Below are 16,584 nucleotides of genomic sequence, written 5' to 3'. Positions count from 1 at the left end.
GCGACGGCGGGCAGCGCGACGACGCGGTGCACGCAGGTCCTGGCCAACGGAGGTCACGGCATGCGCGAGCTCTCGGACGACGACCGCATCACCATCACGGTCAACGGGCGCGAGACCCAGGTGTTCGGCGGGCTGACCATCCTGCAGGCCCTGGACAAGGAGAACATCGAGGTCCCGTCGCTCTGCCACGACATCCGTCTCAAGCGGTCCAACGGCAGCTGCGGCCTGTGCGTCGTCGAGGTGGGGGAGACCAACCCCCGCGACGTGAAGGCCTGCCTGACGCCCGTGCGGCCCGGCATGGTGATCACCACGCACACCCCGCGCCTCGAGGCGTACCGGAAGGTCCGGCTCCAGCAGCTGCTGTGCGACCACAACGCGGACTGCGTCGCCCCGTGCGTGCAGACCTGTCCGGCGAACGTGGACATCCAGACGTACCTGGCGCACGTCGCCGACGGCAACTACGAGGCCGCCGTCCGTGTGATCAAGGACCGCAACCCGTTCCCGTCGGTGTGCGGCCGCGTGTGCCCCCACCCCTGCGAGGCCGAGTGCCGTCGCAGCCTGGTGGACGAGCCCGTCGCGATCAACAACGTCAAGCGGTTCGCCGCCGACTGGGACATGAGCCGCAGCCTGCCGTGGGTGCCGCGGGTGGCCGAGCCGACCGGCAAGCGGATCGCCGTCATCGGTGCCGGCCCGTCCGGCCTCTCCGCGGCGTACTACGCCGCCATCGCCGGCCACGCGGTCACCGTGTTCGAGAAGCAGGACCGGGCCGGCGGCATGATGCGCTACGGCATCCCGGAGTACCGCCTGCCCAAGCGCACGCTCGACCGTGAGATCGGTGTGATCGAGGCGCTGGGCGTCAGCATCGTCACCGGCAAGGCGCTGGGCGCCCAGCTGCTGCTGGAGGACCTCAAGCGCGACTTCGACGCGGTGTACCTGGCCATCGGCTCGTGGCGGGCCACCCCGCTGCGTCTGGACGGCGAGAACCTCGACGGGGTCTGGCTCGGCATCCAGTACCTCGAGGAGGTCACCAAGGGCGTCGAGGTGCCGCTGGGCCGCACCGTCGTGGTGATCGGCGGCGGCAACACCGCGATCGACTGCGCCCGCACCGCGCTGCGGGCCGGTGCCGAGAAGGTGCGGCTGCTCTACCGGCGCACGCGCGACGAGATGCCGGCCGAGGCGGCGGAGGTCGAGGCCGCGATCGACGAGGGCGTCGAGATGACGTTCCTCGCGGCGCCCACCCGCATCACGCAGGCCGGCGGCGTCAAGCAGCTGCACTGCCTGCGCATGGAACTCGGCGAGCCGGACCGTTCCGGCCGGCGTCGTCCCGTGCCGGTCGAGGGCAGCGACACGATCATCGAGGCCGACACCGTGATCGGTGCCATCGGCCAGAGCACCGACACCGGCTTCCTCTACAACGACCTGCCGGTGCGCCTGAACGCCTGGGGCGACATCGACATCGACGGCCGCACCATGGAGTCGTCGGAGTCGAAGATCTTCGCCGGCGGCGACTGCGCCACCGGCCCCGCCACGGTGATCCAGGCCGTCGCCGCCGGTCGGCGTGCCGCCACCGCGATCGACGAGTTCCTCACCCGCGGCTACGTGCGTCCCAGCCAGGACGACTACTCCTGCAGCCGCGGCTCGCTGGAGGACCTGCCGCGCGACGAGTTCGAGGTGCGCGAGCGCCGCGTGCGCGTGCACCCCGACGAGCTGCCGGTGGCCAGCCGCATCCGCACCTTCGAGGAGGTCGAGCAGACCCTGACGGAGGAGCAGGCCCGTGCCGAGGCGGCGCGCTGCCTGAGCTGCGGCTGCGGCAAGCAGAACGACTGCGACCTGCGCCGCCAGGCCACCGCCCACTCCGTCACGTTCGCCGCACCGCTGCACGTGCGGCCCTACGAGCCGGTGGTGCGCGACCACCCGTTCATCGTCCGCGACAACAACAAGTGCATCAGCTGCGGCCGCTGCGTCGCCGCCTGTGCCGAGATCGAGGGCCCCGGCGTCCTGGCGTTCCAGTTCGAGAACGGACGCCTGACGGTGGGCACCCACAACGGCCTGCCGCTGAACCAGACCGACTGCGTGTCGTGCGGCCAGTGCGTGCGGGCGTGCCCGTGCGGCGCCCTGGACTACGTGCGCGAGCGCGGCGGGGTGTTCACGGCGATCAACGACCCGACCAAGACGGTGGTCGGCTTCGTCGCCCCCGCCGTCCGCAGCGTGATCGCCGCCGAGTTCGGCATCCCGTTCGACCAGGCGTCGGCGTTCATCGCCGGGATGATGCGCAAGATCGGCTTCGACAAGGCGTTCGACTTCGCCTTCGCCGCCGACCTCACGATCATGGAGGAGACCACCGAGCTGCTCGGTCGCCTGACCGGCGGCGGCGTGACCCCGCTGTTCACGTCCTGCTGCCCGGGCTGGGTGAACCTGGTCGAGCGGCGCTGGCCGGAGATGATCCCGCACCTGTCCAGCTGCAAGTCCCCGCAGCAGATGATGGGCGCGACGGTGAAGCGGCACTACGCGTTCCGCGCCGGGATCGACCTGGACGACCTCTACGTCGTCTCGATCGTGCCGTGCCTGGCCAAGAAGTACGAGGCCGCGCGCCCGGAGTTCGCCCCCGAGGGCATCCGTGACGTGGACGCCGTGCTGACCACCACCGAGTTCCTCGAGATGGCCAAGATGCTGCGGCTGGAGAAGCAGGACATCGAGCCGGGCGAGTTCGACGCGCCGTACTCCCTGGTCAGCGGCGCCGGCGTGCTGTTCGGCGCATCCGGCGGCGTCGCCGAGGCGGCCCTGCGGATGGCCGTGGAGAAGCTGACCGGCGAACCGCTGGTGGAGGGCCTGGAGTTCGAGGAGGTCCGCGGTTTCGAGGGCTTCAAGGAGGCCACCGTGCAGGCCGGCGACGCCACCGTGCGCGTCGCGGTGATCAGCGGCCTGAACAACGCCGAGCCGCTGGTCCGGCGCATCGTCGCGGGCGAGGACACCGGTTACGACATGGTCGAGGTGATGGCCTGCCCGGGCGGCTGCATCAACGGCGCCGGGCACCCGGTCCCGTCCGAGGTCGGCGTGATGGCGGCCCGGCAGCAGGTGCTGGTGAACATCGACCAGACGTCTCGCTACCGCAAGTCCCAGGAGAACCCGGACGTGCTGCGCCTGTACGAGGAGACCTATGGGGAACCGAACTCCCCGGCGGCGCACCACGCGCTGCACACCGCCTACGAACCGTTCCGGCGCGAGCCGGTGACCACCCCGACCCGGAAGGGCTGAGGCCATGCGCCGCACGTCGCTCGTCGTCCCGCTGCTCGCCGTCGCCGCGCTGCTCGCCGGCTGTGCCGGCGGCACCCAGGCGGCGGCCTCCACCCCGGCCACCAAGGTGGCCTCGGCGTCGGCAACGCCTGCGGAGCGCACCACCGTCCGGATCGCCTCGCTCAAGGGCCCCACCACCATGGGCCTGGTCAAGCTGATGAGCGACGCGACCGCCGGCACCACCGCCGAGGACTACAAGGTCACCATGTACAGCACCCCCGACCAGGTGGTGCCGCTGGTGGCGCAGGGCTCGGTGGACGTCGCGCTGCTGCCGTCCAACCTCGCGGCGGTGCTCTACGCCAAGACCAAGGGGGCCGTGCAGGTGGCCGCGGTGAACACGCTCGGCGTGCTCGACGTGGTGGAGAACGGGACGGCGGTGCACGGCCTGGCCGACCTGCGGGGCAAGACCGTGGTGACGTCCGGCAAGGGGGCTTCGCCGGAGTACGTGCTGAACTACCTGCTCCGCCAGGACGGTCTGGTGCCGGGCACCGACGTGAAGGTGGACTACCGGTCGGAGCCGACCGAGGTGGCCGCGGTGCTGGCCGCCACGCCGGGCGCCGTCGGGATGCTGCCGCAGCCCTTCGCCACGGTGCTGACGTCGAGCCACCCGGGCATCCGCACCGTGGTGCAGCTGTCCGACGAGTGGAACAAGGTCACCAGCGGCACGTCTCAGCTGGTCACCGGCGTGCTGGTGGTCCGCAAGGCGTTCGCCACCGAGCACGCCGCGGCGCTCAAGCAGTTCCTGGACGACTACAAGCTGTCCACCACGTTCACCAACGAGCACCCCGACCAGGCGGCGCCGCTGATCGTGCAGGCCGGCATCGTGCCGTCCGCCGCCGTGGCGGTCGCCGCGATCCCCGCCAGCCACGTCGTCGACCTGGAAGGTGTCGACCTGCGCAACGCGCTGAGCGGCTACCTCAAGGTCCTGTTCGACGCCGACCCCGCCTCGGTGGGCGGCGCGCTGCCGGGTGATGACTTCTACTACCAGCGCTGAGCGGCCGGCCGCGGTGCGCGCCCGGCGGCACGGGCGTGCGCTGCGGACCAGCGGGGTGCTGGTGTTCTGGCTGCTGGTGTGGCAGCTGGTCGCCGCCGCGGTCGGTCAGCAGATCGTGCTGGCCTCGCCGGTCGAGGTGGTGGGCCGGCTCGCCGAGCTGGTGCGGACCGCGGCGTTCTGGACGACGGCCGGGCACTCGCTGCTGCGGATCGGCGCAGGCTTCGCGATCGGGGCGCTGGTCGCGGTGTGCCTCGCGGCCGTCGCGGCGGCGGTGCCCCTGGTCGCGGCGCTGCTGGCACCGCTGATCAGCACCGTTCGGGCCACCCCGGTGGTCAGCTTCATCATCCTGGTGATCCTGGTGACGGGCACCGGACGGCTGGCGCTGGTGATCTCGGCGCTGATGGTGGTGCCGATCGTCTACACCAACACCCTCGAGGGGATCGCCCACCGGGACGCCGCGCTGCTGGAGATGGCGACGGTGTACCGGGTGCCCCGGCTGCGGCGCGTGCGGGCCATCGACGTGCCGGCCGTGCTGCCGTTCGTCGTCGCCGGCTGCGAGACGGGCGTCGGCCTGGCGTGGAAGAGCGGCATCGCCGCCGAGGTGATCGGCCTGCCGACCGGCAGCATCGGCGAGCGGATGTACCAGGCGAAGATCTTCCTCTCCACGCCGGACCTGTTCGCCTGGACCCTCGTGGTGGTGGCGCTGAGCGTCGCCTTCGAGCGGCTGGTGCGGCTGGGGCTGACCGCCGCGCAGCGGCGCTGGGGCGGTGCGGCGTGAGCGGGAGCGGCGGGATCGGGCTGCGCGGCGTCACGCGGCGGTTCGGTGACCACGTGGTGCTCGACGGGCTGGACCTGTCGCTGGCGCCCGGCGGGGTGACGGCCCTGATGGGGCCGAACGGGTCCGGCAAGACGACGGTCGGCCGGCTGCTGCTGGGGCTGGACCGGCCCGACGGCGGTGCGGTGGAGGGGGTGGGCGGGCGGCCGCGGTCGGCGGTGTTCCAGGAGGACCGGCTGTGCCCGCAGCTGTCGGCGGTGGACAACGTGCGGCTGGTGCTGGGGCGGGGGGCGGACCGCGGTGCGGTGCTCGAGGCGCTCGCGGCGGTGGGGCTCGACGACGCGGCGGTGCACGCGCCCGTGCGCGAGCTGTCCGGTGGTCAGCGCCGGCGGGTCGCCATCGTGCGCGCCGTGCTCGCCGACGCCGAGCTGGTGGTGCTGGACGAGCCGTTCACCGGCCTGGACCAGGCCGTGAAGCCGGTGACCATGGGGTGGGTCCGCGACCGGTGCGCCGGGCGGACCGTGCTGCTGGTGACGCACGACGAGCGCGAGGCCGCGTGGTTCGACGCGCGGGTGGTGCACCTGGACGGTTCCGTCGGGTCGGTGTCCGCCGCGCGCGGCTGACCGGACCACCGGCCGCCTCGCCGTCGTCCGGCGCTGCGCCGACATACACCCCGGGGTACCGTGCCAGACGCCTCGCGCAGTGCGTGGCGTCACCGATCGAGAGGTTCCGCGATGCCCGGAGTCGTGCTGCACCTGTCCGAGGGCTCGCCGGACAAGCACCGTGCCGTGCTGCGCAACGCGCTGAACCTGCTGCGCGAGCTGGAGCCCGGCACGCCGGTGGAGGTGGTGGTGCACGGCGAGGCGGCGCGGCTGGGCCTGCCGGGGCAGGAGACGGCGCCCGCGCTCGCGGAGGCGTTCGAGGCGGGCATCGGGCTCGCGGTGTGCCGCAACTCGCTGCGCAGCATGGGGCTGGACGACGGCGCGGTGACGCCCGGTGCCGTCGTCGTCCCGTCCGGGGTGGCGCACCTGGTGGCCCGGCAGCGGCAGGGCTGGGCGTACCTGCGCCCGTGACGCGCGACGGGTCGGCGGCCGGGTCAGCGGGGAGTCAGTAGCCCCTGCCGCCGTGGGTGAAGAACCACAGCGACGACGTCAGCCACAGGCCGACGAACGCGAGCACCAGCAAGCCGCCGAGCCAGGGAATCAGCCAGCCCGGGGGGCGTCGCAGGCGCAGCGCGAGCATCTTCGCCACGAACACGCCGTAGAGCACGCACCCGAGCGCCGAGTGCACCAGCACTCGCGCGCTGTACGTGCCGAAGCCGAGCGACCACGCGCACTGGAACGCCACCGGCAGGGTCAGCAGCACGGCGAGCGCGCCGCCGGACCGGTGCAGCCGGTGCACCCAGGCCGGTGCCGGTTCGGCTCGTCGCGGTCTCGACGAGCTCTGCTGCCGGCCACCGAGCCGGCCGTAGAGGCGCAGGGCGCTGAGCACCTGACCCCCGGCCAGCGCGAGCGCGGCGGTGGTCAGCCACGCCTTCATGTGCAGCAGGTCGGTGAACCCGAGCGTCGTCAGCGTCCGGCCGGTCGGCACGTGCAGGCGGGCGTAGAGGCCGAGCGCCACGGAGACCGCGGTGCCGGCGACGAGGGTGCCGAGCAGCGTGCGCGTGGTGCCGCGCCCCGGCGTGCCCGCGGTCCTGGCCCGGGCACGGTCCGGTGCACCCGTCGTCGTCGGCACGACGCCGTCACTTGGTGGTGATCGGCGTGCCCTGTGGGCTGACCACCCACCAGACGCCTTGCACACCCTGGCCGTTGGTCTGACCGGCTGCGGAGTCCTGGGCCCAGTAGTACAACGGCATGCCCTTGTACGAGACCTGCATCTTCCCGTCCGGTCGGGTCAACGTGCCCAGCAGGGAGGAGTCGACCCCGGTGCCGGCCGTGGCCGTGCCGAGCAGCGGGGGCCACGCCGCGAGGCAGCCGCCCGTGCACGTCGAGGTGTTGGGGGAGTCCTTGGTGAACAGGTAGAGGGTGCGGCCGCTGCCGTCCACCAGGATCGTGCCGAGGCTCGAGCTGGCCGTCATCACGGTGACCGCGGCGGCGCTGGTCGACCCGCCCGACGCACCCGACCCGTAGGCGCCACCACCGGCCGACGCCGAGGAGCCCATGGCCGGTGCGCTGGTCGCGCCGCCGCCGTAGGCGCCGGTCCCTCCGCCCGACGACGAGCTGCCGCACGCCGCGAGGGTCCCCGCCAGCAGCAGGCTCGCCCCCAACGTCCAGACGCGGGATCGTGCGTTCATGGCCCCTCCAGGTGGTCCGAGCGGGCCGTCCTCGGGTGGGCGGCCGTCGAGGGTGATACGTGCTGCGTGGCCAGGGGGATTGCGGCGGCACGCAATCCCTGCCGGCCCCGACGCCGTACATCAGGACGTGCAGCTGTTCTCCGGTGCCGACCGCACCGCCGACGCGTCGCTGGTCGCCGGGCTGGCGGTGGACGACGACGCCGCGGCCATCGCGTTCGTGCGGCGGTTCCAGTCGGCGGTGTTCGGCCTGGCGGTGTCGATCACCCACGACACCGGGCTGGCCCAGGACGTCAGCCAGGAGGTGTTCGTCCGCGCGTGGCGGGCCGCCGGGACCTACGACGTGCGGCGCGCCTCGGTGCTGACCTGGTTGTTGACCATCACCCGGAACGCGGCGATCGACGCGATGCGGGCCCGCCGGGCAACCCCGGTGGACGCGTCGGTGCTCGAGGAGATGATCACCGCCACCCTGCAGGTGCCCGGGCCGGAGGACGAGGTGGTGCGCTCCACCGAGCGGGACGCCGCCGTCGCGCGGCTGCGGACCTTGCCGCCCGAGCAGGCGCGCGCCGTGGTGCTCGCTGTGATCGGCGGGCGGACTGCCAACGAGATCAGCGTGTCCGAGGGCATCCCTCTCGGGACGGCGAAGACGCGCATCCGGACGGGCCTGCGTCGGGTGCGCGAGGCGATGGAGGCGGACCGTGACTGAGCACAACCCGGGGCTGCGCCCGAACCCGGAGCCGGGCCCGCACCCGGGCGACGAGGCGTTGACGGACCTCGCCCTGGCGCAGGTGGACCAGCGGGACCGTGACGAGCTCACCCGGCACCTCGCCCGGTGCGAGACTTGCCGCACCCGCTACACCGCGCTGGCGGACGCCGTGGAGCACGTGCTCGTCGCCGCACCGCGGGTCGAGCCGCCCGCCGGGTTCTCGCAGCGGGTGCTGGTGGCGACGGGTCTGGACCGGCGCACGGCCGCAGCACCGGCCGTCGTGCACCGTCACCGCCCGCGGCGGCGCATCGCCGTGCTGGTCGCTGCCGCGCTGGTCGTCGGGATCGCGGTCGGTGCAGGCGGCTCGGCCGTGGTGCTGCACCAGGGCGCCGCGCAGCAGGTGGCGGTCGGCACGCCGCTGCGCACCCCGGACGGCAGCGCGGTGGGGGCGGTCCAGGAGAGCCGGTCAGACGGGCAGCGCGTGCTCGTCGTCAGCGTGGCGGGCGGTCCGGCCGGGCAGTGGTACTCGTGCTGGCTGGTGCTGGCTGACGGCTCGCGGCAGGCGGCCGGCACGTGGGCGCTCGACGGGTCCGGCGGCGGGAGCTGGGTGGTGCCGTGGCCCGCGAGCGGTCAGGTCACGTCGGTGGAGATGGTCTCCGAGTCAGGGGCGCGCTGGGCGACCGCGCAGGTGTGAGGCTCGCGGGGGGCGTGCGGGGCGTGCGGGCCGAGCGCGGGTGGCAGCTGCTCCGGGCCGTCAGACGTTGCGGGGCACCCGGCCGGTCAGCGTGAACAACCGGTACATGAACCGGTGCCCCGGGTCGGACACCGCGCCGTACATCAGCGGGCAGCCGCCGTCGATCACGGTGATGCCGTGCGACCGCCCCAGTGCCGTCGCCGTGGCCGAGACGCTGCCCTTGTCCACCGACCGGTGCATCCACACGTGCCCGACGCCGGCGTCCACCGCCTGCTGCATCGTCTCGTCCGCGTGGTCCGGACCCGTGGCGATCACCACCGCGTCGACGCCACCGGGCACCGAGGCGAGGTCGGGGTAGCACGGGTCACCCTCTACCGTGGTGGCGTTCGGGTTGACCGCGACGACCTCGTAGCCCTTGTCGCGCAGGGTCTTGTAGACGACGTTCGCGCCGTGGCTGGCCGGCGTCCGCGACACCCCGGTCACCGCGATGCGGCGCTGGGAGAGGAACTCGGCGGCGGCGTCGGCGGTCTTCATCGGGTGCTCCTCGGCAGGGTTCGACGCTGCTGGTGCAGCGGGTTCCCGACCAGCCGACCGCCGCTGCCGGCCCGCGTCCAGGGCCGAAGGGCCCGGTGGGGACCTTCGGTCCGTGGTCCTGACGGGGGCGCGGTGGGACGCTCGAACCAGACAGTGGCCCCGTGGCGGGCCCCGTCGCAGGGCCCGGGGTCGCTGCAGGAGCGCGCCATGTCGACGCTGACGAGGCCCTCGTCGTTCCCCTTCCTCGCGGCCGGTGCGGTGGTCGCCGTCGTCGGCGCGCTGCTGACCGGGTGCCAGAACCAGACCGCCGGTCCCGGCTCGTCGTCCTCGACCAGCAGTCCGGCCCCCACCGTCGCGCCGTCGACCCCCAGCGTCACGCCGACGCCCACCCCGACGCCCACCCCGACGCCCACACCCACGCCGACCGTCACGGCGGCTGACGTGCCCGTCTACTTCATGATCGACACCCGCACCGGCCTGCGGCTCATCCCCGAGCGGCACGACCTCACCGGCGACCCGGTGCGCAGCGCCGTCGAACGGATGATCGCCGGACCGGACGACCCGGACTACACCAGCCCGTGGAACAGGGCGACCACCGTGCTCGGTGTCACGCCCGGCCACCCGACCGTCGTCGACCTCAGCGCCGACGCCCGGACCGCGTCGATCGGCTCGGCGGGTGCCGCGCTGATGATCCAGCAGCTGGTGCACACGGTGACGGCGGCGACCGGCGACCCGTCCGGCTCGGTGCTGCTGACCATCGCCGGCCAGCCGGCGGGGGAGCTGTGGGGTGCGGTCGTCTGGACGGATCCTCAGGTGCGTGAGCCGGCGCTCGACGTGCAGGCCTGGGTGCAGATCGACGCACCGCGGCAGGGTGCGACGACGACGTCGCCCGTGACCGTCAGCGGTCAGGCGGCCGTGTTCGAGGCGACGTTGCCGTGGAAGGTGGTCACCGACCGAGGCGTGGTGGTGCTCTCCGGTGTCGCGCACACAGCAGAGGGCCAGACGTTCGCGCCGTACTCGTTCACGGTTCAGCTGCCGCCGGGCACCTACACCGTCGTCGCGACGGAGGACGACCCCTCCGGTGGCGAGGCGCCGGGACCGCGCATGCAGGACAGCAAGAAGTTCACCGTGCACTGAGCTCCCACAGGCCGGAACCAGCCGCAAGCGGATGGACGACGTCGCGAGGGAGTCACCTCCCTGCGCCACTCCCGTCGGCCAGTCGGCTGGTCCCGGCGGCGGCAGAGTCCTCGTCCTGTGGACTGGTCCCGGCGGCGGCAGAGTCCTCGTCCGGTGGGCTGGTCGCGGCGGCGCTCTGCTCGGTTGGTGGGCGGCCCATAGGGGCGCTCCGCGGCTCGGCGACGGCGCGGCCCTTCCCATCCGTGAACCTGTAGTGCACGCGGCGCTGGCTCTCGAGGGGGAGGGCTGGCGTCACGGCGCGCGGGAGGCGCGTGATGGTCAGCTCCCGCCGGTGGACGAGGTGGTGGTGGTAGCTGCACAGCAGGACGGCGTTGTCGAGGTCCGATGAGCCACCGTCGCGGTCCCACCAACGGATGTGGTGCAGCTCGCACCAGCGCGCGGCGGCCGGGCACGACGGCCAGCCGCAGCCGCCGTCCCGGACGGTGGCGGCGCGGCGCTGCGCACCGGTGAAGAGCCGGTGGGTGCGACCGAGGTCGAGCGGGACGGAATCCGACCCCAGGACCACCCGGCTGATGCGGCAGTCGCACAGCACGCGTGCCACCTCGCTCGCTGGCCACGTTCGGCCGTCCTCGTCGCACACAGCAGGCTGCCCGGCAAGCGCCGAGGCGACCTGGACGGCGCCTCCCCGTGCCGCGCCCGCGTGCTGCGCGGCGACCGCGGCCTGCGCAGGCGTTGTCGGCACCGTGAGCTGCGCGCGGCGCACGGACGCCCACGTCGACTCGCTGACGAGCAGCGACACGTGCGGCCTGACGGCGGCGCCGGTCACGGTGGCAGGGTCCTCCAGTGCGCGATCCGCCAGCGCAACCAGGGCGTCGGCTCGCCGCTGCTCGGGTGAACGGTCGTCATCGAGCGCGGGTCTGGGGGACACCGCCTCGAGCGCCAGCTGGACCCGGTGGCCCGCCACCGAGTCGAGGAGGCCTTTGACCACGGTGCCGCCGGGCGTGTGGCTCAGGTGCAGGTAGCGAGCGGCCCGCTGCTCGTCGTGCGCGCGCTGCCGAGCGGCGGGGTCGAGCTCGGCCTGCCACTGCGCGAGCGCCTTCGCATAGGCGGTGCCGTCGAGCCGCTCGGCCAGTGCGACGAGATGCGCCTGTCCCTCGTCGGACGTGACGTGCCGTGCGACCTCGCGCGAGCTGCCGGTGCTCAGTCGCGCGATCGCGTCGAGGTGGGTCGCGGTCACGGCTCCTGACGTCAGAGCGTCGGCGATGCGCGGCAGCGTGGCGACGGTGACGGCCTGCCGCACCTGCGCGGAACCGGCGCCGGCTCCCTGTCGCGACGTGCGAGCGCGCCAGGCGGCAAGGGTCCGGTCGCCGTGCAGCCCCCAGGTGCCCGCGGCCTGCTCGGCCGTGAGGAGGCGCGAACGAAGCGCTGTCAGGGTGCTCGTCGCGCGGTCCACCGCCTCGAGTGCACCGTGCCGCTCGGTCGTCGGCCATCCCTCGGCCCCCGACGCCGCGACGAGCGCGCGCTCCAGGGCGTCGACCGCCGCGGTGAGTGCCGCGGCGAAGGGACGAGGCTGCGCTCCTGCGCCGCCGCCGGGACATGGCTCCCATCCGTCGTCCGGCCAGCGTCTCGGGTCGGCTGCGGGCACGGCCCCGAGCCGTTCATCCTCGACCACCGTCGAACGCATGTACGAATCATAGCAAGACGGACATCAGCTGTGTCGCGGTCTGTGCACAGAGTCCGTGCGGCACGAGACGAAGTAGGGAGATGCGGGGCGTCAGACGCGGAGGTCGGCGAGCGGTGCGACGGCCGGCACCACGGCGTCGCGGACCCAGGCCGCCAGGGACGTCGCCGGAGGGCGCAGGATGACGGTCTCCACGCCGAGCTCGGCGAACGGGCTCATCGTCTCGACGAAGCCAGCGACGTCGCCGTCGAGCAGCTCGTCGCCGGCGTTGAGCACCGTCACCCGGATCTCGGCCGGGTCACGGCCCACGTCGGCGCAGTGCGCCCGGAGCACCTCGAGCTTGTGGGCGACCTCGTCGGGCGTGGCGCCGAACAGGTTGCAGGCGTCGCCGTACTGCGCGACCAGGCGGAGGGTCTTCCGCTCGCCGGAGCCGCCGATCATGATCTCCGGCCGGTGCAGCGGCAGCGGGGAGCACAGCGTGCGGTCCAGCTGGTAGTGCCGACCGGTGTACGGGCCCTCGTCGGACGGGTCCCACATCTGCCGGGCGATCTGCACCGTCTCCTCGAGGCGCTCGAACCGCTCGGACAACGGCGGGAACGGGACGCCGAGCGCCGCGTGCTCCTCCTCGTACCAGGCGGCACCGATGCCGAGCGCGGCGCGGCCGCCACTGAGCACGTCGAGCGTGGCGACGATCTTCGCCAGCAGCCCCGGGTACCGGTAGGTCACCCCGGTGACCAGCACGCCCAGCTCCGCGCGCTCGGTGTGCCCCGCGAGGTAGCCCAGGGTCGTGTACGCCTCGAGCATCGGGTCCTCGGCAGGGAACCCGGCGCGCATCATCTGGAAGTAGTGGTCCATCACCGAGATCCAGGCGACGCCGGCCGCGTCCGCCGTCTCGACGGTGCGCGCGAGCTCGCCGCGCAGCTCGGTGGGGGAGACGCTGTCGAAGCGCATGAGGTGGATGCCGACGCGCACGGGAACTCCTCGAGGACGAGCGGGAGACGGCGAGAGCCGCCAGCAGCACTCTGCACACGGGGCCCCGTCCGGCGTCAAGCGGAAGGGGCCTCCGTTTCGCCGGGTGCGACCTCGCCGCGTCGACGACCGGGCGGGCGAGCGTGGTCAGTCGCCCTCGACGCGCTCCCAGGTGCGGCCCTGGGCGGACCGCTCCACCGCCGCGAGCACCCGCTGCACCTGCAGCCCGTCCGCGAACGTCGGCTCCGGCTGCGTCCCGCCCGCGATGCCCCGCACCAGGTCGACCACCTGGTGCGTGAACGCGTGCTCGTACCCCAGCCCGTGCCCGGCCGGCCACCAGCTGCCGGTGTACGGGTGCACCGGCTGGGTGACCTGGATGCGCCGGAAGCCGGCGGTGCGCGGGTCCTCGTGCGCGTCGAACACCTGCAGGACGTTCATGTCCTCGAAGTCGAACGCCAGCGCGCCGTCCGTGCCGTCGATGTCCAGGCGGATCGAGTTGCGTCGTCCCCACGCGAAGCGGGTCGCCTCGAACGTCGCCAGCGCGCCGTTGCCCAGGCGCCCCATGAACACCGCGGCGTCGTCCACCGTGACGGGTCCCCGCTCGGTGCCGGGGGTCCCGCCCAGCCCGGAGGAGCCGGCCGCCACCGGGCGCTCGGTGACGAACGTCTCGAGCATCGCGGTCAGCTCGGTCAGCCGGTCACCGGTGATGAACTGCGTCAGGTCCACGATGTGGGCGCCGATGTCCCCGAGCGCGCCCGATCCGGCCTTCTGCCGGTCCAGCCGCCACGACAGCGGTGCCTGCGGGTCCGCGAGCCAGTCCTGCAGGTACTGGGCGCGCACGTGCCGCACCGTCCCGATGCGCCCCTCGGCCACCAGCTGGCGGGCGAGCTGGATCGCCGGCACCCGGCGGTAGCTGTAGCCGACCATCGCCACGACCCCGCGCTCGGCTGCGCGTGCCGCAGCCGCCGTCATCGCCTCCGCCTCCGCCACCGAGTTGGCCAGCGGCTTCTCGCACAGCACGTGCTTGCCGGCCTCGAGCGCGGCGATCGCGATCTCCGCATGCGTGTCGCCCGGGGTGCAGACGTCCACGAGGTCGACGTCCTCGCGCGCGACGAGAGCGCGCCAGTCCGTCTCGACGTCCGTCCACCCCAGCGTGTCCGCCGCCGCGCGTGCGGCTGCGGCGTCCCGCCCGGCCAGCACCGTCAGCTCCGGCAGCATCGGCAGCTCGAAGAACCGCGGTGCCGTGCGCCAGGCGTGCGAGTGCGCCCGGCCCATGAACGCGTAGCCCACCATCCCGACGCGCAGGCGGGGCTGCTGGGCGGGGGCAGGGGAGTCGTCCGGGGTCATGCGCACATCCTGACCCGGGCGGTGCTCCACGACGCGCAGCGCAGCCGGCACCCGTGCGCGTGTGGCGGGACGGCGCTGCCGTCCTCGGCGACCCGGGGTGACGATGGGCGCATGACGAACCTCGAGCAGGCGCCGACCGAGACGGTGTGCGACGGCTCCGGCGCCACGGACGCCGTGCAGGTGCTCGAGCCGCGCGACGTCCCGCTCGGCGGCATCCGCGCCATGACCGTCCGGCGCACGCTGCCGCAGCGCGCCCGCTCGCTGATCGGCGCCTGGTGCTTCCTCGACCACTACGGCCCGGACGACGTCTCGGTGACGGGCGGCATGCGGGTGCCGCCGCACCCGCACACCGGGCTCCAGACGGTCAGCTGGCTGTTCTCCGGAGAGATCGAGCACCGCGACAGCCTCGGCACGCACGTCCTGGTCAGACCCGGTCAGCTCAACCTGATGACGGCCGGGCACGGCATCAGCCACTCCGAGGACTCGACGGCACGCACCACGCTGCTGCACGGCGTGCAGCTGTGGACCGCCCTGCCGGCGGTGCACCGCGACACGGCGCCGGCGTTCCAGCACTACGCGCCGCCGGCCCTGCGGCTGGAGGGCGTCACCGTGCGGGTGTTCCTCGGCGCGCTGGCCGGTGAGGTGTCACCGGTGCCGACGTTCTCGCCGCTGCTCGGGGCTGAGCTGCTGCTCGACGCCGGCTCGCGGCACACGTTCGTCGTCGACCCCGACTTCGAGCACGGGGTGCTGGTGGACCGGGGCGAGGTCCAGGTGGCCGGTACGGACGGCGTGGCCGGGCAGCTGCTCTACGTCGCGCCCGGCCGCACGCACCTGACCGTGGTGGCCGGTGACGCACCCGTGCGGCTGCTGCTGCTGGGCGGCCGGCCGCTGGGGGAGCGCATCGTCATGTGGTGGAACTTCGTCGGGCGCTCGCACGAGGACGTGGTGCAGGCGCGGGCGCAGTGGCAGGCGGAGATCGGCGCCGAGCCGGGTGCGCAGGAGGTCCTGGGCGACGACGGGTCCCGGTTCGGCCACGTCGTCGGCCACCCGCACGCACCGCTGCCCGCTCCCGTGCTGCCACCCCTGCGGCTCGCACCGCGCGGCTGACCCGCCCGCGGCGTCAGAGCGGGGCGTCCAGCCAGACGCCCGACGGCGGCAGCAGGGCCTCCAGCTCCTCCCAGATCGCCTCAGGCAGTTCCTGCTGCGCCGCGGACACGGTCGCCGCCACCCGCTCGGGGCGGCTCATGCCGACCACGGTGGTGGCGAACCGCGGGTCCCGCAGCGAGAACTGCAGCGCCGCCGTCCGCAGGTCGGTGCCGTGCCGTTCGCACACCTGACGCATCGCGTCGACCGCCTGCAGGATCTCCGGCGGCGCCGGCCGGTACCCGTACCGCGCCGGGCCGGTGCCGCCCGACCCACCTGACCTGCCGCCGGCCAGGATGCCGCCGCCGTACACCGCGGCGTTGATCAGGCCCATCCCGCGCCGCTCGGCCTCGGCCAGCAGGTCCGCGGCGCTGCGGTCCAGCAGCGTCCAGCGGTTGTGCACCAGCAGCACGTCGAACACCCCGAGGGCCAGGTACCGCGCCATCTCCTGCACCCGCCCGCCGGCCAGGCCGATCGAGCCGACCACGCCGGACTCCCGCAGGCTCACCAGGGCGTCCACCGCACCGCCCGGCGCGGTCAGCTCCGCGAACTCGAAGGCCTCCGGGTCGTGCAGGTGCACCAGCGGCAGGTGGTCCAGGCCGAGGCGCTGCATGCTCTCGGCCACCGAGGCGCGCACCCGGTCGCCGGAGTAGTCCCGGCCGTCGGCGTCGACCTTGGTGATCACCACCACGTCGGCGGGCTTGCCGCCCACCTGGGCCAGCGCGGCGCCGATGCGACGCTCGCTCTCGCCGTCGCTGTACCCGTTGGACGTGTCGATGGTGCGGATCGGGCTGTCCAGCAGCGCCCGGACCGTCGCGATCCCCTCGTCCCGGCTGACGTCCCGCCCGTACAGCGCGGGCATGCTGCCGAGCGGGCTGCCGCCGGCGCACACCGCCGAGACGGTGATGCCCGTACGGCCCAGAGGGCGCATCCAGTCGGACGACCCCGGACGCGGGACCGACGGCGACGCTGCCGGTGTCGGGCTGCGCGTGGGACCCTGCATGACCGCTCCCGTCGGTG

16 protein-coding genes are annotated in these 16,584 nt (G+C 73.7%); 9 read left to right on the top strand and 7 right to left on the bottom strand.

Annotated features, from left to right (window positions below; genetic code table 11):
* The first annotated feature begins 60 nt into the window (after nt 1-60).
* The 5 genes from QMF98_RS12705 (at nt 61) to QMF98_RS12685 (ending at nt 6,136) form a co-directional block, all read left to right on the top strand.
* Entirely contained in the window at nt 61-3,255 is a 3,195-nt protein-coding gene (locus QMF98_RS12705) for an NAD(P)-binding protein (protein WP_337973376.1), read from the top strand.
* Nucleotides 3,256-3,259: 4 nt separating this feature from the next.
* On the top strand, nt 3,260-4,288 hold the full coding sequence (locus tag QMF98_RS12700) for an ABC transporter substrate-binding protein (protein WP_337973375.1): 1,029 nt from the start codon (nt 3,260-3,262) through the stop codon (nt 4,286-4,288).
* Nucleotides 4,266-5,066: an ABC transporter permease gene (locus QMF98_RS12695; protein WP_337973374.1), complete on the top strand. Its 801-nt coding sequence runs from the start codon at nt 4,266-4,268 to the stop codon at nt 5,064-5,066. Before QMF98_RS12700 ends, QMF98_RS12695 begins: the two co-directional genes overlap by 23 nt.
* Complete coding sequence (locus QMF98_RS12690; protein ID WP_337973373.1) at nt 5,063-5,686, top strand: ATP-binding cassette domain-containing protein; 624 nt, start codon at nt 5,063-5,065, stop codon at nt 5,684-5,686. Before QMF98_RS12695 ends, QMF98_RS12690 begins: the two co-directional genes overlap by 4 nt.
* A 111-nt stretch (nt 5,687-5,797) precedes the next feature.
* Entirely contained in the window at nt 5,798-6,136 is a 339-nt protein-coding gene (locus QMF98_RS12685; RefSeq protein WP_337973372.1) for a DsrE family protein, read from the top strand.
* 34 nt (nt 6,137-6,170) lie between these two features.
* Here the strand turns inward: QMF98_RS12685 and QMF98_RS12680 are convergent, their stop codons facing one another.
* Nucleotides 6,171-6,797, bottom strand: coding sequence for a DUF6529 family protein (locus QMF98_RS12680; RefSeq protein ID WP_337973371.1), 627 nt, complete (start codon nt 6,795-6,797; stop codon nt 6,171-6,173).
* Between the two features lie 7 nt (nt 6,798-6,804).
* Nucleotides 6,805-7,356, bottom strand: a complete 552-nt coding sequence (locus tag QMF98_RS12675; protein WP_337973370.1) for a COG4315 family predicted lipoprotein — start codon at nt 7,354-7,356, stop codon at nt 6,805-6,807.
* 127 nt (nt 7,357-7,483) lie between these two features.
* On the opposite strand from QMF98_RS12675, the gene QMF98_RS12670 reads away from it, so the two are divergent.
* Both QMF98_RS12670 and QMF98_RS12665 read left to right on the top strand, forming a co-directional pair.
* Complete coding sequence (locus tag QMF98_RS12670) at nt 7,484-8,059, top strand: RNA polymerase sigma factor (RefSeq protein WP_337973369.1); 576 nt, start codon at nt 7,484-7,486, stop codon at nt 8,057-8,059.
* Nucleotides 8,052-8,753 (top strand): anti-sigma factor domain-containing protein, encoded by a 702-nt coding sequence (locus QMF98_RS12665; protein ID WP_337973368.1) that lies wholly within the window; start codon nt 8,052-8,054, stop codon nt 8,751-8,753. Before QMF98_RS12670 ends, QMF98_RS12665 begins: the two co-directional genes overlap by 8 nt.
* Nucleotides 8,754-8,813: 60 nt before the next feature.
* Here QMF98_RS12665 and QMF98_RS12660 read toward each other — a convergent pair whose 3' ends face one another.
* Nucleotides 8,814-9,287: a CoA-binding protein gene (locus tag QMF98_RS12660; RefSeq protein WP_337973367.1), complete on the bottom strand. Its 474-nt coding sequence runs from the start codon at nt 9,285-9,287 to the stop codon at nt 8,814-8,816.
* Between the two features lie 207 nt (nt 9,288-9,494).
* Here QMF98_RS12660 and QMF98_RS12655 point away from each other — a divergent pair, with 207 nt between their 5' ends.
* A complete protein-coding gene (locus QMF98_RS12655) occupies nt 9,495-10,424 on the top strand; it encodes a Gmad2 immunoglobulin-like domain-containing protein (RefSeq protein ID WP_337973366.1) in 930 nt (309 codons plus the stop codon).
* Nucleotides 10,425-10,476: 52 nt separating this feature from the next.
* Here the strand turns inward: QMF98_RS12655 and QMF98_RS12650 are convergent, their stop codons facing one another.
* The 3 genes from QMF98_RS12650 to QMF98_RS12640 all read right to left on the bottom strand — a co-directional run bounded on the left by QMF98_RS12650 (nt 10,477) and on the right by QMF98_RS12640 (nt 14,421).
* Nucleotides 10,477-12,108: an HNH endonuclease signature motif containing protein gene (locus tag QMF98_RS12650; protein WP_337973365.1), complete on the bottom strand. Its 1,632-nt coding sequence runs from the start codon at nt 12,106-12,108 to the stop codon at nt 10,477-10,479.
* Between the two features lie 90 nt (nt 12,109-12,198).
* Nucleotides 12,199-13,077 (bottom strand): LLM class F420-dependent oxidoreductase, encoded by an 879-nt coding sequence (locus QMF98_RS12645; protein WP_337973364.1) that lies wholly within the window; start codon nt 13,075-13,077, stop codon nt 12,199-12,201.
* Nucleotides 13,078-13,221: 144 nt separating this feature from the next.
* Complete coding sequence (locus tag QMF98_RS12640) at nt 13,222-14,421, bottom strand: Gfo/Idh/MocA family protein (protein WP_337973363.1); 1,200 nt, start codon at nt 14,419-14,421, stop codon at nt 13,222-13,224.
* Between the two features lie 111 nt (nt 14,422-14,532).
* On the opposite strand from QMF98_RS12640, the gene QMF98_RS12635 reads away from it, so the two are divergent.
* Nucleotides 14,533-15,528 (top strand): pirin family protein, encoded by a 996-nt coding sequence (locus tag QMF98_RS12635; protein ID WP_337973362.1) that lies wholly within the window; start codon nt 14,533-14,535, stop codon nt 15,526-15,528.
* A gap of 13 nt (nt 15,529-15,541) precedes the next feature.
* Here the strand turns inward: QMF98_RS12635 and QMF98_RS12630 are convergent, their stop codons facing one another.
* On the bottom strand, nt 15,542-16,567 hold the full coding sequence (locus tag QMF98_RS12630) for an aldo/keto reductase (RefSeq protein WP_490715610.1): 1,026 nt from the start codon (nt 16,565-16,567) through the stop codon (nt 15,542-15,544).
* Nucleotides 16,568-16,584: the final 17 nt, after the last annotated feature.

Origin of the sequence: Cellulomonas sp. NTE-D12 (assembly GCF_027923705.1) — a bacterium.
Taxonomy (GTDB): Bacteria; Actinomycetota; Actinomycetes; order Actinomycetales; family Cellulomonadaceae; genus Cellulomonas.
The sequence above is the reverse complement of the archived record's forward strand: the minus strand, read 5'-3'. Positions and strand labels throughout refer to the sequence as shown.

Bases quoted from the DNA above. Each gene is read 5' to 3' on its own strand.
- QMF98_RS12705 (WP_337973376.1), top strand. From the start codon at position 61: ATGCGCGAGCTCTCGGACGACGACCGCATCACCATCACGGTCAACGGG.
- QMF98_RS12655 (WP_337973366.1), top strand. From the start codon at position 9,495: ATGTCGACGCTGACGAGGCCCTCGTCGTTCCCCTTCCTCGCGGCCGGT.
- QMF98_RS12685 (WP_337973372.1), top strand. From the start codon at position 5,798: ATGCCCGGAGTCGTGCTGCACCTGTCCGAGGGCTCGCCGGACAAGCAC.
- QMF98_RS12675 (WP_337973370.1), bottom strand. From the start codon at position 7,356: ATGAACGCACGATCCCGCGTCTGGACGTTGGGGGCGAGCCTGCTGCTG.
- QMF98_RS12695 (WP_337973374.1), top strand. From the start codon at position 4,266: ATGACTTCTACTACCAGCGCTGAGCGGCCGGCCGCGGTGCGCGCCCGG.
- QMF98_RS12700 (WP_337973375.1), top strand. From the start codon at position 3,260: ATGCGCCGCACGTCGCTCGTCGTCCCGCTGCTCGCCGTCGCCGCGCTG.
- QMF98_RS12650 (WP_337973365.1), bottom strand. From the start codon at position 12,108: ATGCGTTCGACGGTGGTCGAGGATGAACGGCTCGGGGCCGTGCCCGCA.
- QMF98_RS12630 (WP_490715610.1), bottom strand. From the start codon at position 16,567: ATGCAGGGTCCCACGCGCAGCCCGACACCGGCAGCGTCGCCGTCGGTC.
- QMF98_RS12635 (WP_337973362.1), top strand. From the start codon at position 14,533: ATGACGAACCTCGAGCAGGCGCCGACCGAGACGGTGTGCGACGGCTCC.
- QMF98_RS12640 (WP_337973363.1), bottom strand. From the start codon at position 14,421: ATGACCCCGGACGACTCCCCTGCCCCCGCCCAGCAGCCCCGCCTGCGC.
- QMF98_RS12660 (WP_337973367.1), bottom strand. From the start codon at position 9,287: ATGAAGACCGCCGACGCCGCCGCCGAGTTCCTCTCCCAGCGCCGCATC.